14 protein-coding genes are annotated in these 17302 nt (G+C 55.5%); 6 read left to right on the top strand and 8 right to left on the bottom strand.

The genetic code is table 11. The features are described from left to right. Positions 1-23: 23 nt before the first annotated feature. From ACL2XF_RS14595 to ACL2XF_RS14560, 8 genes are all read right to left on the bottom strand, one after another. Positions 24-1388 (bottom strand): MFS transporter, encoded by a 1365-nt coding sequence (locus ACL2XF_RS14595; protein ID WP_410016198.1) that lies wholly within the window; start codon positions 1386-1388, stop codon positions 24-26. 162 nt (positions 1389-1550) lie between these two features. Further along, positions 1551-2441, bottom strand: a complete 891-nt coding sequence (gene cyoE / locus ACL2XF_RS14590) for a heme o synthase (RefSeq protein ID WP_410016197.1) — start codon at positions 2439-2441, stop codon at positions 1551-1553. Between the two features lie 15 nt (positions 2442-2456). Continuing rightward, a complete protein-coding gene (locus tag ACL2XF_RS14585; RefSeq protein WP_413727073.1) occupies positions 2457-2792 on the bottom strand; it encodes a cytochrome o ubiquinol oxidase subunit IV in 336 nt (111 codons plus the stop codon). Next, positions 2792-3412, bottom strand: coding sequence for a cytochrome o ubiquinol oxidase subunit III (locus ACL2XF_RS14580; protein ID WP_410016195.1), 621 nt, complete (start codon positions 3410-3412; stop codon positions 2792-2794). Before ACL2XF_RS14580 ends, ACL2XF_RS14585 begins: the two co-directional genes overlap by 1 nt. Beyond that, positions 3402-5396: a cytochrome o ubiquinol oxidase subunit I gene (cyoB, locus tag ACL2XF_RS14575; RefSeq protein ID WP_410016194.1), complete on the bottom strand. Its 1995-nt coding sequence runs from the start codon at positions 5394-5396 to the stop codon at positions 3402-3404. The genes ACL2XF_RS14580 and cyoB overlap by 11 nt, the downstream gene beginning before the upstream one ends. Before the next feature lie 5 nt (positions 5397-5401). Next, complete coding sequence (gene cyoA, locus ACL2XF_RS14570; RefSeq protein ID WP_410016192.1) at positions 5402-6334, bottom strand: cytochrome o ubiquinol oxidase subunit II; 933 nt, start codon at positions 6332-6334, stop codon at positions 5402-5404. Positions 6335-6783: 449 nt separating this feature from the next. After that, the gene (ampG, locus tag ACL2XF_RS14565; protein WP_410016191.1) at positions 6784-8271 is read right to left on the bottom strand and encodes a muropeptide MFS transporter AmpG; all 1488 of its coding nucleotides are present in this window, start codon (positions 8269-8271) and stop codon (positions 6784-6786) included. A gap of 77 nt (positions 8272-8348) precedes the next feature. Then, on the bottom strand, positions 8349-8927 hold the full coding sequence (locus ACL2XF_RS14560) for a lipoprotein (protein WP_410016190.1): 579 nt from the start codon (positions 8925-8927) through the stop codon (positions 8349-8351). A gap of 309 nt (positions 8928-9236) precedes the next feature. On the opposite strand from ACL2XF_RS14560, the gene bolA reads away from it, so the two are divergent. From bolA to hupB, 6 genes are all read left to right on the top strand, one after another. Continuing rightward, entirely contained in the window at positions 9237-9551 is a 315-nt protein-coding gene (bolA, locus tag ACL2XF_RS14555) for a transcriptional regulator BolA (RefSeq protein WP_413727072.1), read from the top strand. 903 nt (positions 9552-10454) lie between these two features. After that, positions 10455-11759 (top strand): trigger factor, encoded by a 1305-nt coding sequence (gene tig / locus ACL2XF_RS14550; protein ID WP_410016188.1) that lies wholly within the window; start codon positions 10455-10457, stop codon positions 11757-11759. 412 nt (positions 11760-12171) lie between these two features. After that, on the top strand, positions 12172-12804 hold the full coding sequence (clpP, locus tag ACL2XF_RS14545; RefSeq protein WP_410016187.1) for an ATP-dependent Clp endopeptidase proteolytic subunit ClpP: 633 nt from the start codon (positions 12172-12174) through the stop codon (positions 12802-12804). A 141-nt stretch (positions 12805-12945) separates the two neighbouring features. Next, positions 12946-14220 (top strand): ATP-dependent protease ATP-binding subunit ClpX, encoded by a 1275-nt coding sequence (gene clpX / locus ACL2XF_RS14540; protein WP_410016186.1) that lies wholly within the window; start codon positions 12946-12948, stop codon positions 14218-14220. A gap of 198 nt (positions 14221-14418) precedes the next feature. Next, positions 14419-16779 (top strand): endopeptidase La, encoded by a 2361-nt coding sequence (lon, locus tag ACL2XF_RS14535; RefSeq protein WP_410016185.1) that lies wholly within the window; start codon positions 14419-14421, stop codon positions 16777-16779. A 212-nt stretch (positions 16780-16991) separates the two neighbouring features. Then, complete coding sequence (gene hupB / locus ACL2XF_RS14530; protein ID WP_162367713.1) at positions 16992-17264, top strand: nucleoid-associated protein HU-beta; 273 nt, start codon at positions 16992-16994, stop codon at positions 17262-17264. Positions 17265-17302 lie beyond the last annotated feature (38 nt).

Genomic DNA, 17302 nt, shown 5'->3' with positions numbered 1-17302 from the left:
GTAGAGACCCTAATAAATTTGGTTTATACCAAGCTTATCAACCGTTCGAGTTCTAATCGGCTGGTTTGCTTGGTATCAATTTTGATATAGGCGCTCCGTTCTTCCGCCACCACCACCACCTCGGTAACCCCAGGCTGCGCTTTCAGTCTTTCCGCCAGCGCGCCATCCTTAACCGCCAGTTCCGACAAGGTAATGCGCAGGCTGCTGACATAAGGCGGTTCCTTAAGCGAAATGCTGATAACCCACCACATCGCCGCCAGCGCCGCGCCAAAGGTAAATACCAGCCACGCCCCCTGCCATTGATACAATAATCCCCCCAGGCTACCGCCGGCCGCCACGCCGAGAAACTGGCTGGTGGAATAGACGCCCATGGCGGTGCCTTTATACCCGGCCGGTGCTTCTTTACTGATAAGCGAGGGCAGAATGGCTTCCATGACATTGAACGCCAGGAAAAAAATCTGGATGCCGGCAAATATCGTCCACAAATGCTGCCCCGCGGCCAGCAGCACGATTTCCGCCAGCAGCAACAGGGTAATGCAGATCATAAATACCCGCTTCATCCGCCGCTTAACCTCGGCGTAGATGATAAATGGCACTACCGCTGCAAAGGATACCAGCATGGTAATAAGATAGACTTTCCAATGATCGGCGGGCGCCAGGCCGGCCTTGGCCATCATCGGCGGCAGGGCGACGAAACTCGACATCAGCAGCGCATGCAGGCAAAAAATGCCGATATTGAGCTTAACCAGCTGGCCGTTGGCCAGCACCTTGCTAAAGCTTCCTCTGACGATGCCGGACTCGCGGTTAAGCATATGGCTATCCGCCGCCGGTACGATGGCCAGGGTGATGATGATGCCCGCCAGCGCCAGCAGGGCGATACCCCAAAACAGCGCATGCAGGCCCAGGGCATGGGTTATTATCGGCCCCAGCACCATGGCGATGGCAAAGGTGACGCCGAAGCTGACGCCGATAAATGCCATGGCTTTGGTGCGGTTCTGCTCGCGGGTTAAATCGGACAGCAGCGCCATAACGGCGGCGGCGATGGCCCCCGATCCCTGCAGCGCACGCCCTAAAATGACGCCCCAGATCGAATCGGTGAGGGCGGCGATAACGCTGCCCAGGGCAAACACCAGCAGCCCGCCGATAATCAGCGGCTTGCGGCCGACCCGGTCGGAGATCAGGCCGAAAGGTACCTGGAATAGCGCCTGCGCCAGGCCATAGATGCCGATGGCCAGCCCAATCAGGGCTTCGCTGGCGCCTTGTAATGCCATACCGTAAGTGGTCAGTACCGGCAGCACCATAAACATGCCCAGCATGCGTAACGAGAACACCGTACCCAAGCCCCAGGTGGCGCGCAGTTCGCTGCCGGTCATTTTAGTATCGTTCATTACTACCTCAAGAGAGCTACCCACATCATTTTAATGCGCCGTGCGAACCGGGTAAACGGAACGTCTTTTAACAGATGTAACAGATGGCGGCGAAAGGGTGTCGATGGCGGGGCAGGGGGCTGGCAAAACCGGGGCTTTGCCAGCCATAGGTCAATGCGGATTTTACCAGACGTACGATAACAGGCTGTTGCTGGCCGGGACCATAAAGTCCACGGACATCATCACGCTCAATGAGGTGATCGCCACGATGGAGAAAATAAACAGCTTGCGCGCCCAGACCTTGTCGTCGTTGGCCGATTTATAGCCCTGCAACGCCATGCCCAGCCACCAGACGCTGACCGCGGCCGCGACGATAAAATATTTATAGCCGGCGTAACCGCCCAGGGTCAGCATCAGCGTCGCCACCATAAACCCGATAATATACAGGGTAATATGGTTTTTGGTCACCGATATGCCGCGTTTTACCGGCAGCACCGGGATTGACGCCGCCTGGTAGTCCTTGAAACGGTAAATGGCGATGGCGTAGGAATGCGGCATTTGCCAGAGACTGAAAATCAGCAGCAGAATCAACGCGCCCATATCGAACCGGCCGCTGACGGCGCAGTAGCCGATAACCGGCGGCGCCGCGCCGGACAAACTGCCGATAAGGGTGCCATAAACTGACTTGCGCTTCATATACAGGCTATAAACGCCCACATAGACAATAAAGCCCGCCACCGCCAGCCACATGGCCAGCGGGTTGGCCGCCACGTACAGCAGCACAAAACCGGCGATACCCAACACAGTCGCGTAAACCAGGGTCACTTGCGGGGAGATAAGTCCTTTCACCAGGACCCGGTTCTTGGTCCTTTCCATTTTTTTATCAATGTCCCGGTCGATAAAGTTGTTGAAAACACAACCCGAGGCGACCACCAGTGAGACACCGATTAAGGTGGCGAAAAATAAGGCATGGTCAATTTGGCCTTTGGAGGCCAGCAAAAATCCGCCGATGACAGAAATTAAATTACCGAAAATAATTCCTGGTTTTGTTACTTGCAGGTATTGCTTAATCATCAGGATTACGCTCGGTTAATGGCTCATCAGGTTGTAGTTCAGATGCAGCATGACCCACAGGGAACCGACAACCAGAATGGCGATGATGAGTACGGCGAAGACCAGCGCCACCACGTTCCACCGCTGCTCGGAGGAGCGATCCAAATGCAGGAAATACACCAGGTGGACCATGATCTGCACCACGGCGCACAGCGCCAGGACGGCAATCAGCGTGGTTTTGGTCGCCGAGCCGTTCATCACCATGACAAAAGGAATGACGGTCAGGATGATCGACAGGACAAAACCGATGAGATACGTTTTCAGGCTGCCGTGGCTGGCGCCGCCGTGCCCGGTTGTTGCATGACTACTCATTACATGGCCCCCATCAAATACACCACGGTAAAGACGCATATCCAGATCACGTCAAGGAAATGCCAGAACAGGCTCAGGCACATCAACCGGGTCTGGTTGGTGGCGGTGAGGCCGCGTTTCGCCACCTGTACCATCATTACCGCCATCCAGATCAGTCCCGAGGTCACGTGCAGACCGTGCGTCGCCACCAGGGTAAAGAACCCCGAGAGGAAGCCGCTGCGGTCCGGGCCGTTGCCTTCGGCAATCAGGTGATGGAATTCATACAGCTCCATGCCGATAAACGCCAGTCCGAACAGGAACGTCAGGCCCAGCCAGGCGTTAACCCGGCTTTTATTGCCCTGGTTCATGGCAAGTATCGCCATGCCGTAGGTAATGCTGCTGAACAGCAGGCAGAAGGTTTCCACCAGCACAAACGGCAGTTCAAAGATTTCCTTACCCGACGGACCGCCCGCGGTGCTGTTAACCAGTACGGCATAGGTGGCGAACAGCGTGGCGAATAAAATACAGTCGCTCATCAGGTAAATCCAGAAGCCGAAGACCTTAATCGCCCCGGCGTCGTGGTGCCCATGGCCGGCATGGGCGTCTACATGATCGTGATTATGTAAGATCTCAGTTGACATTATTCAGGCCCGCTTCGCTGATTTGTTCAAAATGACGGTTTTCGATGCGTTCCACTTCCGCGACGGGCACGTAGTAGTCCACGTCTTCCTTGAAGCTGTGCACAATCCAGGTAACGATCATGCCGGCGAAGCCGATAATCGCCAGCCACCAGATATGCCAGATCATGGCAAACCCGAAGAACAGGCTGAACGCCGCGATCACCACGCCCGCGCCGGTGTTTTTCGGCATGTGGATTGGCTCGTAGGACGCCGGTTTTTGGTAAGCGGTGCCGTCTTCCTTCATCTGCCAGAAGGCATCGCGGTGATCCTGGACATCCGGCACCACGGCAAAGTTATAGAACGGCGGCGGCGAGGAGGTGGACCATTCCAGGGTGCGTCCGCCCCACGGGTCGCCGGTCAAATCGCGGTTCTGATCGCGCTGGATAACGCTCAGCACAATCTGGATGACCTGGCACAGGATACCGAGCGCGATTAACGCCGCCCCGCCGGCGGCAACCAGCAGCAAGGCATGGAACTGCGGGTCAATCTGCTGGCTCAGGCGACGGGTCATGCCCATGAAGCCCAGGGCGTACAGCGGCATAAAGGCGACATAGAAGCCGACGATCCAAAACCAGAACGCGCGTTTACCCCATTTTTCATTCAGGGTGTAGCCGAAGGCCTTCGGCCACCAGTAGGTCATGCCGGCAAAGCAGCCGAACACCACGCCGCCGATGATGACGTTATGAAAGTGGGCAATCAGGAACAGGCTGTTGTGCAGCACGAAGTCGGCGCCCGGCACCGCCAGCAGCACCCCGGTCATGCCGCCGATGGAGAAGGTGATGATAAAGCCGACGGTCCAGAGCATGGCCGAGTTAAAGACGATGCGGCCCTGGTACATGGTAAACAGCCAGTTGAAGATCTTAACCCCGGTCGGAATGGCGATAATCATCGTCATGATGCCGAAGAAGGCGTTGACATTGGCCCCGGAGCCCATGGTGAAGAAGTGATGCAGCCACACGCAAAACGACAGGATGGTAATGGCGATGGTGGCCCATACCAGGGACGTATACCCGAACAGCCGCTTCTTGGAGAAGGTGGCCACCACTTCCGAGAACACGCCGAACACCGGCAGCACCAGGATATACACTTCCGGATGGCCCCAGGCCCAGAACAGGTTGACATACATCATCATGTTGCCACCCATGTCGTTGGTAAAGAAATGGGTGCCGAGGTAGCGGTCCAGGGTCAGCAGCACGATGGTCACGGTCAGGATCGGGAAGGCGGCGATGATCAGCACGTTGGTGCACAACGAGGCCCAGGTAAAGACCGGCATTTTCATCATCGGCATGTTCGGCGCGCGCATCCGCATGATGGTGGCGAAGAAGTTAACGCCGGTGAGGGTGGTGCCGATACCGGCTATCTGGATACTCCAGATCCAGTAGTCGACCCCGACGCCGGGACTGTACTCCTTGCCGGCCAGCGGCGGATAGGCGACCCAGCCGGTCTGGGCGAATTCGCCGATGCCCAGCGAGACGTTAATCAAGATCACGCCCACCACGAAGAACCAGAAGCTCAGTGAGTTCAGGAACGGGAAGGCCACGTCGCGCGCGCCGATTTGCAGCGGCACCGCCAGGTTCATCAGCCCGACCACGAACGGGGTGGCCATGAAGATGATCATGATGACGCCGTGGGCGGTCACCACCTGGTCGTAATGGTGCGGCGGCAGGAAGCCGGCCTCGCCGGCCGAGGCCAGCGCCTGCTGCGAACGCATCATGATGGCGTCGGCGAAGCCGCGCAGCAGCATGACGAACGCCACGATCATATACATGACGCCGATTTTTTTATGATCGACGGTGGTGAACCACTCTTTCCAGAGATATTCCCATTTACCGAAATACGTAATGCCTGCCACCAGCGCCGCGCCGATGACGATAATGGCGGCGACGGTGATCATAATGATCGGTTCGTGGTACGGAACCGAATCCAGCGTTAATTTTCCCAACATCGTAGTTATTCCTCGGTTCCCGCGTGAGAGTGCTCACTCATGCTCATGTCCATGTCCTTGTCCTGGGTCATGTCCATGCTCTTGCCCTTGCCCATGAATTTATCAATCACCGCATGGTACAAGTCAGGCTTAACGCTGGAGAAATACTCAACCGGATTGAATTCGCTGGGCGCGGCCAACTGTTCGTAGGCATCCATGGTGGTGAGCGTTTCCGGCGAGGCTTTAACTTTGGCCACCCAATCATCAAACCCTTGCTGGTCCGGCGTGGCAATGGCCTTGAATTTCATGCCGGAGAACCCCCTGCCGCTGAAGTTCGACGAGATGCCGTCATAGGAGCCGGATTCGTTGGCAATCAGATGCAGCGTGGCGTTCATGCCCGCCATGGCGTAGATCTGGCCGCCCAGGCGCGGGATAAAGAACGAATTCATCACCGAGTTGGAGGTGATTTCGAACCTGACCGGCACGTTGGTGGGGAAGGCTATCTGGTTGACGGTGGCGATGCCCTGCTCAGGATAAATGAACAGCCACTTCCAGTCCATGGCGACCACCTGGATGGTGATGGGCTTGGCGTCGGAGGCAATCGGCTTGCTGGGGTCCAGCGCATGGGTTGATTTCCAGGTAAGGAGCGCCAGGAAAATAATGATCAGGATCGGGACAGTCCACACCACCAGTTCCACTTTGCTGGAGTGGGACCAGTTGGGGCTGTACGTCGCCTGGGTATTGGACGCGCGATATTTGATGGCAAAAACCACTGCCATGACGATTGCAGGTACAACCACTAATAACATCAGCCCAAGGGCGGTGAGTATGAGTGAACGTTGCTCCAGTCCAATCTGTCCTTTGGGATTCATTAACGCCATATCGCAACCGCTCAGCAGGGCGGAGGCGCAAAACAATGACAGAATCCCTAAACTTTTATTGTATTTCCTGAGTCTCATCTAACGACCTCAATAAAAAAAGGGCTTTAATGTCGTTTCTTGTGTGTGGGCATTTTACGGGAAGGTTGCAGTACTGTAAACACGCTTAAGCTTTTGTCAGAAACATGTTTCCGCTTTTTGCAAATGAAATCTTTGGCAACCGAAATTATAACAAAACATGAATATCCACAAAGGCTTAGAGAGAAATAAACCAAACCGCCGCTTTATCCGCCTTAGAAAGAATAACACCGCAGTTTTAGTATCATTGCATTAACAATGCAGTAGCATTTTTAGACAAATAAACTACAAGCCGGCAAATATGACCGCTTGAAAATAGTAGATTGACTAAATTGTCACATTACTGGCATAAAAAAATATCGTATTCCGATACAAAAAATATGTCCCCGCTATCCGGGCTATTTTTTCGCCAGTTATTGCGTCGGCAACACAACGCTTATTTTTTAATCGACTCAAACGGCGTTTTTGGCGCGCCGCATTGATATAAAATCGCACCAGCACCCGCTTAGTATACCCAAAGCCAGCAACATCGCCCCTGATTCCCACAAAAAACCTGTAATGGACCCGGACGCCAGCCATCCCAGGGCCTGCAGCGCCAGCAGCAGCAGGCTTATGGCCAGCAGCGCCGCGCCCAGCATCAGCAGCCGCAGCGCCCAGCGATAGGGACCGATAAAACCGTCGCGCCGCAGGAAACTGTCGGTTTCCTGGGTAAACCGCAGGGTTTCACGGCATAACAGCAGCAGGAGCAGGCCGGGAAACGCGGCGATGATGGAAAAGACATAGAACCAGGCCCAGCCATGGAGCTCCACGAACCAGCCGGCGATGGGGCCGACATAGACCCGGCCCACCGCCGACAGCGCGGACAGCAGGGCAAACTGCGTGGCGGAAAAGGACTTGTTGCATAAAGTCATCAACAACGCCACGAAGGCTGCGGTTCCCATGCCGCCGCAAAGATTCTCGACAAAAATGGCCGCGCCCATGGTCAGGATATGCCGATCCGTAACCGCCAGCAGCCAGTAACCGGCGTTGGAGACCGCCTGCAGCAGGCCGAACAGCATCAGGGCGCGAAACAGCGACAGGCGCTGCATCAGCAGGCCGCCTGCCAGGGTGCCCACCACGGTGGCCAGCAGGCCGAGGGTTTTGTTGACCACCCCCACTTCCCCGGCGGCAAAACCGACGCCGCGAATAAGGAACGTGGTGCTAAGGCTGCCGGCAAAGGCGTCGCCAAGCTTATAAAAGACAATCAGCATCAGGATAAGCCACGCGTTATTGCGGCCGAAAAAATCCTTCAGCGGCGCCACCACCGCTTGTTCAAGGGTCGGCGGCGCGGGAACCGCGTCGTCCGGCTCCGGCGCCAGCAGGGCGACGATCACGCCGATCAGCATCAGTCCTGCCATCAGCCAGTAGGTGGCCTGCCAGCCCAGCAGCCGATCCGCCAGCCACAGGGCCAGCCCGCCGGATACCAGCATGCCGACGCGATAGCCCAGCACCGACACCGCCGCGCCGGTGCCGCGATCCTGCGGCGCCAGGAGATCGGTTTTATAGGCATCGAACACGATATCCTGCGAGGCGGAGCAAAACGCCACCCATACCGCCAGCAGGGCCATCAGCATGAGATCGCGCGACGGATCCCGGGTGCCCATGGCGATAAGCCCGGCCATCAGCAACAGTTGGGTTATCACCAGCCAGCCGCGCCGCCGGCCCAGCAGCGGCGGCTGGTATCTGTCCATCAGCGGCGACCAGAGAAACTTAAACACGTACGCCTGCCCCACCAGCGAAAAGAATCCGATGGTCTTTAAATCGACATCGGCCACCGTCATCCAGGCCTGGAGCGTGCCTGATGTGAGCGCGAGCGGCAGCCCCGAGGCGAAGCCCAGGCACAATAACATGAGGGATCGCGGCTGGGCGAGGGTGGCGAGGCTGAGCTGGTGATTAGGCATGGGCGGCTTTCTGCTGTCTCATTGGCGTTGCGGGACCGGCGGCTGCCCGCCTGAACGCGGGCAGGATAAGGCAAAAATTACTGGGCGTTTTGTTTAATAAAGTTGGTGATACTGGTGTCCTGCGCCATATCGCTGATGACATCCCCCAGCACGCTGTTCACCGCATTGGTGATTTTTTGATTGCTGGCGACAAACGCGCCCTGGACATTGTAGGTGGACTGGTAATGTTTTATCTGTTTATTGCCGTTTTTCGCCTGGGCAATTATCGAGATATCCGCGCTGGTGGTGATGTTATAGCGCACATTGCCTTGGGATACATCCGCATACAGTTTGTTGACGATAATTTGCAGGTCGACGCCGCCGTTCGGTCCAACCATATAGCCGCGGGCGGTCATCTGTTTTTCCAGCACTTCCTGCAGCAGGAAGCGCAGGTCGCGCGACGGGGTGAGGACGACCAGTTCGCCGTCGCGGTTCACCTTGGCTAGCGCCTGGTCGGTGCGCTGATCGGCGCCGTTGACGCTGACGGTGGCGCCGCGAATCATCGGATCCTGTTGCGGCAACTCGATTTTAGGCGTGATGTCGAGGGTGTTGCTCTTGCCGGCGCAGCCGGCGAGCAACAGCGCGGCCAATAAGGGGAAAAACAATTTTTTAAGCATAATCGCCTTCTCAATCATTAAGATGCATTAGGGGTGAGAGATATTGCTCTCATCATATCATCGCCGCTGGCCGGGGGAAGATCTGAATCACGCTAAATTGCGTCATGGTCAGATCTTCCCGCTGTGGCGGGGGCTCGGCAAAAAAATGTCTTTTTAACCGTTTCGTCACTCCATATACTGTTAAACCAGGCTGAAGTTTCGGCTTTTTAAGACAAAAATTTATGATAATAGTGCTATGAGTTAATAAAAAGTCAGCTAAAGTTTAATTGACAGTGCAGGGCACGCGGCCTACGCAGTAAGGAGAATGAAATGTTTCGCGAGCAGATTGAAGCAAAAATAAGGGCGGCGTTTGATCCGATCTTCCTGGAAGTCGTGGACGAGAGCTACCGGCATAATGTGCCGGCGGGTGCGGAAAGCCATTTTAAAGTGATCGTGGTGAGCGAAAACTTCACGGGCGAGCGCATTTTAACGCGCCATCGTTCCCTGTACGCCGTGTTGGCGGAAGAACTGGCCGGTCCGGTTCACGCGCTTGCGCTGCATGCCTATACCCTGAAAGAGTGGACCAGCCTGCAGAACGCGGTTCCCGCATCGCCGCCGTGCCGCGGCGCCCGGCTTATCGCCTGAACTGATTACCTTTTATTTGCGTCTGCCGTTGGCGGGCATCCTCTCCCTCAAACACGCCGTGATTCGCTGCGGTGTCGGCGGGCCTGGCATGCCGTGGGGCGCTCGGTCGGGCGGGATAACACGCCCGATTCGACCCCATTGGCACGGTCTCCCTTGAACACGTCTGCTTTAGGAACGGTGTTGGCGGGCATACCGCGCCATGGGGCGCTCGGTCGGGCGGGAACACCACGCCCGATTCGACCCCATCGGCATGCTCTCCCTCAAACACGCCGTGATTCGCTGCGGTGTTGGCGGGCCTGGCATGCCGTGGGGCGCTCGGTCGGGCGGGATAACACGCCCGATTCGACCCCATTGGCACGGTCTCCCTTAACACGTCTGCTTTGAGCGCGGTGTTGGCGGGCATACCGCGCCATGGGGCGCTCGGTCGGGCGGGAACACCACGCCCGATTCGACCCCATTGGCACGGTCTCCCTTGAACACGTCTGCTTTAGGAACGGTGTTGGCGGGCATACCGCGCCATGGGGCGCTCGGTCGGGCGGGAACACCACGCCCGATTCGACCCCATCGGCATGCTCTCCCTTAAACACGCCGTGATTCGCTGCGGTGTCGGCGGGCCTGGCATACCGCGGCGTCCGGTTTTTTTGAATTCTGTGCGCCATGGCGCTCTGTATGCGGCAATTTTCGCACTGTTCTCGACTCATAAACTCTATGCCGCTATAATGCCGCGTCTTATATTTCCGGAATGTATTCGGGATGCTTCTGACGACGACGGGGAACAGGTATCTGTTCACTCAGACCTCCCGGTTCTCAGAGGCCATTTTCACGTCAGTGGACCTGGATGACCGCTTCTTTGAAAACGGCTTCTGGCGTTGACCGAGCACTGTGATTTTTTGAGGTAACAAGATGCAAGTTTCTGTTGAGACCACTGAAGGCCTGGGGCGTCGTGTAACAATTACCGTTGCCGCCGACAGCATAGAGCAAGCGGTAAAAAGCGAATTGGTGAATGTCGCCAAGAAAGTTCGCATCGACGGCTTCCGTAAAGGTAAAGTCCCCATGAACATCGTTGCGCAGCGTTACGGCATGTCGGTACGTCAGGACGTACTCGGCGATGTTATGCAGCGCAACTTCGTCGATGCCATTATCCAGGAAAAGATCAATCCGGTTGGCGCGCCCAGCTATATACCCGGCGAGTACAAGGCCGGCGAAGATTTCACCTTCAGCGTAGAGTTTGAAGTCTATCCGGAAGTGGAGCTGAAAGGCCTGGACGCCATTGAAGTCGAAAAGCCGATCGTGGAAGTTAACGACGCCGACGTCGACCAGATGCTGGAAACCCTGCGCAAGCAGCAGGCGGACTGGAAAGAAAGCGATGCCGCCGCAACAGCGGAAGATCGCGTCACCGTTGATTTCTCCGGTACCATCGACGGTGAAGAATTCGACGGCGGCAAGGCCAGCGATTTTGTCCTGGCAATGGGACAGGGCCGCATGATTCCCGGCTTTGAAGAGGGCGTTGTCGGCCATAAAGCCGGCGAGTCTTTTGATATCGACGTCAATTTCCCGGAAGATTACCACGCGGAAAATCTGAAAGGCAAAGCGGCCAAATTCTCGATAGTGTTGAAAAAAGTCGAAGTGCGCGAGCTGCCTGAACTGACCGAAGAATTTATTAAACGTTTCGGCGTAGCCGACGGTTCCATCGAAGGCCTGCGCGCGGAAGTGCGTAAGAACATGGAACGCGAACTGAAAAACGCCGTGCGCAACCGCGTGAAGAACCAGGTGATCGACGGCCTGATCAACGCTAACGAAATCGATGTGCCGGCCAAGCTTATCGACGGCGAAATCGACGTGCTGCGCCGCCAGGCGGCACAGCGCTTCGGCGGTAATGAAAAGCAGGCGCTGGAGCTGCCGCGCGAATTGTTTGAAGAACAGGCGAAACGCCGCGTGCGCGTAGGCTTGCTGTTGGGCGAGGTTATCCAGACCAATGAGCTGAAGGCGGACGATTCACGGGTGAAAACCCTGATAGAGGAAATGGCCTCCGCTTATGAAGACCCGCGCGAAGTGATTGAGTTTTACGCAAAAAATCAGGAAATGATGAATAATATGCGTAACGTCGCTTTGGAAGAACAGGCGGTTGAAGCCCTGCTGGCCAAGGCCAAAGTGGTTGAAAAACCCACCACGTTCACCGAACTGATGAATCAGCCGACCGCGGCCTGATAAACGACCGGCCCAACGTATTCCCGGCCGGTCGATGTGTTTGTCATTAAAAGCCCGCCATCAACCGATGGCGGGCTTTTTGTTGGTTTGTGCTTCACGATGATAACTTTCAGTAATTAACGCTATATTAAAAGAGGATGCGATGCTAAAACTGGATTGGCGCCGCGCCGCGCCGGCAAGACAATAACGAAAACCGTTAAAGAAAATGCGGCGGGCGCTTGAAAAGGGACGTTTCATACCCCAATTAGCTATATAGATGGGATTATAAAGCCCAGACAATGATACGTCCCTGGCTGATTACATCCGTCCGACACCAAGGCGGCCCGACGGCTTGAGCATGGCGATCGCGCTTCATCTCAAGTAGAATCGGAAAATATAAAGACGCCGAGCGAATTTTATCTAGGAGACGATAATGTCATACAGTGGCGAAACAGAACAACAAGCACCCCATATGGCCCTGGTGCCGATGGTGGTTGAGCAGACTTCACGCGGTGAACGTTCATACGATATCTTTTCCCGCCTGCTGAAAGAACGCATCATTTTCATGACCGGCCAGGTTGAAGATCATATGGCCAATCTGATCGTGGCGCAGATGCTGTTCCTGGAAGCGGAAAACCCGGAAAAAGACATTTATCTGTATATCAATTCACCGGGCGGCGTGATTACCGCCGGCATGTCGATTTACGATACCATGCAGTTTATCAAACCGGACGTCAGCACGTTCTGTATGGGACAGGCCGCGTCCATGGGCGCGTTTTTGCTGACCGCGGGCGCCAAGGGCAAACGTTTCTGCATGCCGAACTCGCGGGTGATGATCCATCAGCCGTTGGGCGGTTTCCAGGGCCAGGCCACGGATATCGAGATTCATGCCCGGGAGATCCTCAAGGTCAAGGCGCGCATGAACGAACTGATGGCCAAACATACCGGCCGCTCTCTTGAGTCGATAGAAAAAGATACGGAACGCGATCGTTTCCTCTCCGCCGAAGAGGCGGTAGACTACGGTTTGGTTGATTCCATATTAAGCAAACGCGATTTGACGGCGTAATTCTGAATACCGATAGACTATAGTTACAGTATTGAGTCATTCGAGTAGACTAACACCACTCAAACGCCGGTTTTACGTTAAGCAGTCGCGTTGCCGCCGTGGTTGGCCTGCGGGACAAAGACTAGAGAAAGAGGTTTACTGATGACAGATAAGCGCAAAGACGGTTCAGGAAAGCTGCTGTATTGCTCTTTCTGCGGTAAAAGCCAGCATGAGGTGCGTAAGCTGATCGCAGGGCCGTCAGTGTATATCTGCGACGAATGTGTCGATTTATGCAATGACATTATTCGCGAAGAGATCAAAGAGGTGGCTCCGCATCGCGAACGCAGCGCTCTGCCGACGCCCCATGAAATTCGCCATCACCTGGACGATTACGTTATCGGCCAGGAAAAAGCCAAAAAAGTGTTGGCGGTGGCGGTGTACAACCACTACAAACGCCTGCGTAACGGTGATACCACTAATGGCATTGAGCTCGGCAAGAGCAATATCCTGCTGATTGGCCCCACCGGCAGCGGTAAAACGCTGCTGGCGGAGACGCTGGCGCGCTTCCTGGATGTGCCCTTTACCATGGCGGATGCCACCACCCTGACCGAAGCGGGTTATGTCGGCGAGGACGTGGAAAACATCATCCAGAAACTGCTGCAAAAATGCGATTACGATGTGCAGAAGGCGCAGCGCGGTATCGTCTATATTGATGAAATCGATAAGATCTCACGCAAATCGGACAATCCGTCGATTACGCGCGATGTGTCCGGCGAGGGCGTGCAACAGGCGCTGCTGAAACTGATCGAAGGCACCATCGCCGCCGTTCCGCCCCAGGGCGGACGCAAGCATCCGCAGCAGGAATTCCTGCAGGTGGACACGTCCAAGATCCTGTTTATCTGCGGCGGCGCGTTCGCCGGCCTGGACAAGGTGATTGAGCAGCGTGTGGATACCGGGCGCGGCATTGGTTTTAGCGCCACGGTTAAAGGCAGCGCCCAGAAGGCGTCCGAAGGCCAGTTGTTGACGAAGGTCGAGCCGGAAGATCTGATTAAATTCGGTTTGATTCCTGAATTTATCGGCCGTCTGCCGGTGCTGGCCACGCTGAATGAACTGAGCGAGGACGCGCTGATTCAAATCCTGAAAGAGCCGAAGAACGCGCTGACCAAGCAATACCAGGCGTTGTTCAATCTGGAAGGCGTGGAGCTGGAATTCCGCGACGAAGCCCTAACGGCTATCGCCAGGAAAGCCATGGCGCGCAAAACCGGCGCCCGCGGCCTGCGTTCCATCGTGGAAGGCGCGCTGCTTGAAACGATGTATGAACTGCCTTCGCAGGACAGCGTCGAGAAAGTGGTGATCGACGAAGCGGTAATTGAAGGCCAGTCGGAACCCTTGCTGATTTATGGTAAACATGAAACCCAGCAGGCGTCCGGTGAATAATCCATCAGTTGCATGATGATATTCGGCAAAAAGTAAAAAAGTGGGGGATTCCGTCCCCCATTTGTTTTTCCGTTATCCCGGCTGTTGAATGTAAAAGATTCGCCCCCATATACTCAATTACCTATTTGTTGAAACTGGCAACGGCCGAGTTTTGCGAATCCCCTAAACCTGGCGGAAGCTAAACTAAGAGAGAGCTCTATGAATGCTGAGCGTTCCGAACGCATAGAAATCCCCGTATTGCCTCTGCGCGATGTGGTGGTCTATCCGCATATGGTCATCCCGTTGTTTGTCGGGCGGGAGAAATCGATTCGGTGCCTTGAAGCAGCCATGGATAGCGACAAAAAAATCATGCTGGTGGCGCAGAAGGAAGCCTCTACGGATGAACCGGGTATCAACGATCTCTTTTCAGTCGGGACCGTCTCTTCGATTCTCCAGATGCTGAAGCTACCCGACGGTACGGTTAAAGTACTGGTCGAGGGGTTGCAGCGCGCCCGCATAACCACTTTGTCCGATAGCGGCGAGCATTTTGCCGCCCAGGCTGAATATTTTGCCACGCCCGAAATCGATGAGCGCGAACAGGAAGTCCTGGTGCGCACCGCGATTAATCAGTTTGAAGGCTATATCAAGCTGAATAAAAAAATTCCGCCCGAGGTGCTGACGTCATTGAACAGCATCGACGACGCCGCGCGCTTGGCCGATACCATCGCCGCCCATATGCCGCTCAAATTAAGCGACAAGCAGTCGGTGCTGGAAATGGCGGACGTTACCGAGCGGCTGGAATACCTGATGGCGATGATGGAATCGGAAATCGATCTCCTGCAGGTCGAAAAACGTATCCGCAATCGCGTCAAGAAACAGATGGAAAAAAGCCAGCGCGAGTACTATCTGAATGAGCAAATGAAAGCCATCCAGAAAGAGCTGGGCGAAATGGACGACGCGCCGGATGAAAACGAAGCGCTGAAACGCAAGATTGAAGCGGCAAAAATGCCGAAAGAGGCGCGGGAAAAAACCGAAGCCGAGCTGCAAAAATTGAAAATGATGTCGCCGATGTCCGCCGAGGCCACGGTGGTGCGCGGTTATATCGACTGGATGCTGTCGGTGCCCTGGCATACCCGCACCAAGGTCAAGAAAGATCTGGTCAAGGCACAAGAAGTGCTGGATAAGGATCATTATGGCCTTGAACGGGTCAAGGACCGCATTCTCGAATATTTGGCGGTGCAAAGCCGGGTCAGCAAGATAAAAGGGCCGATCCTGTGCCTGGTGGGACCGCCGGGGGTGGGTAAGACCTCGCTCGGACAGTCGATTGCCAAGGCCACAGGGCGCGAGTACGTGCGCATGGCATTGGGCGGCGTGCGCGATGAAGCGGAAATTCGCGGTCACCGTCGCACCTATATCGGCTCCATGCCGGGTAAGCTTATCCAGAAAATGTCCAAGGTCGGCGTAAAAAATCCGCTGTTCCTGCTCGACGAAATCGACAAGATGTCGTCGGATATGCGCGGCGATCCGGCTTCCGCCCTGCTGGAGGTGCTGGATCCCGAGCAAAACGTGGCGTTCAACGATCACTATCTGGAAGTGGATTACGATCTCTCCGATGTGATGTTCGTCGCGACGTCCAACTCGATGAATATCCCGGCGCCGCTGCTCGATCGTATGGAAGTGATCCGGCTGTCCGGCTATACCGAGGATGAAAAGCTGAATATCGCCCGCGAACACCTGCTGCAAAAACAGCTCGATCGCAACGCGTTGAAGGCAGGCGAATTAACCATCGACGACAGCGCCCTGGTGGGCATTATCCGTTATTACACCCGTGAAGCGGGCGTGCGTAACCTGGAACGTGAAATCTCCAAGTTATGCCGTAAAGCGGTTAAGACGCTGTTAATGGATAAAAGCGTCAAGCATATCCATATCGACGGCGACAACCTTAAGGATTACCTGGGCGTCCAACGCTTCGACTACGGCCGCGCCGAGGGCGAGAATCGGGTGGGACAGGTTACCGGCCTGGCCTGGACCGAAGTGGGCGGCGAACTGCTGACCATAGAAACCGCGTGCGTGCCGGGAAAGGGGAAATTAACCTATACCGGATCGCTTGGCGAAGTGATGCAGGAGTCCATCCAGGCGGCGCTGACCGTGGTGCGCTCAAGGGCGGATAAGCTGGGCATTAATAACGATTTCTACGAGAAACGCGATATTCATGTCCATGTGCCGGAAGGCGCAACGCCGAAAGACGGCCCCAGCGCCGGTATCGCCATGTGTACCGCCCTGGTGTCCTGCCTGACCGGCAATCCGGTGAAAGCCAATGTGGCCATGACCGGCGAAATCACCCTGCGCGGGCTGGTATTGCCGATCGGCGGATTGAAGGAAAAACTGCTGGCGGCGCATCGCGGCGGCATCAAGACCGTGTTAATCCCTTACGAGAATAAACGCGATCTGGAAGATATGCCGGCAAATGTGATCAACGATATGGATATCCACCCCGTGCAGCGGATTGACGAGGTCTTGACCCTGGCCTTGCAGAATGCGCCTTTTGGCATGGAAATCGCCACCGCGGCGGCAAAATAAGCGCGTAAAGTAACATATACCGCTAAAAAACGGGCTGGCAGGTGAAATCCCACTTGCCAGCCTTTTTTTGTACCGTTAAGTTAGGTAGCTGGCGGCTCTGGTCGGTATCCGGCTTTGGCTTGCCATGCTATAACAGGCTTGATATAACAGCTGCGCTGTCGCGTTTAAGGAAAATTCCGCCGCGACGAGAGAATTCAAGAGGGGATGAAAGAGTGAATAAGTCACAACTGATCGACAAGATTGCCGCAGGTGCTGATATTTCCAAAGCGGCTGCCGGACGTGCATTGGATGCCATTATTGGTTCCGTTACCGAAACGCTGCAACAGGGAGATGACGTTGCGCTGGTGGGTTTCGGCACCTTTACGGTGCGAGCGCGTGCCGCCCGTACCGGCCGTAATCCTCAAACCGGTAAAGAAATAAGTATCCCGGCTGCCAAAGTACCCGGTTTCCGTGCCGGCAAAGGATTGAAAGACGCTGTCAACTGATTGTTGCACCGCTGTTTTTCGCGTCAAACTATTACCTG

Source organism: Sodalis sp. RH19, from assembly GCF_047324215.1.
Classification (GTDB): Bacteria; Pseudomonadota; Gammaproteobacteria; order Enterobacterales; family Enterobacteriaceae; genus Acerihabitans.
Note: the sequence above shows the minus strand (reverse complement) of the source record. Positions and strands in the feature narration are given on the sequence as shown.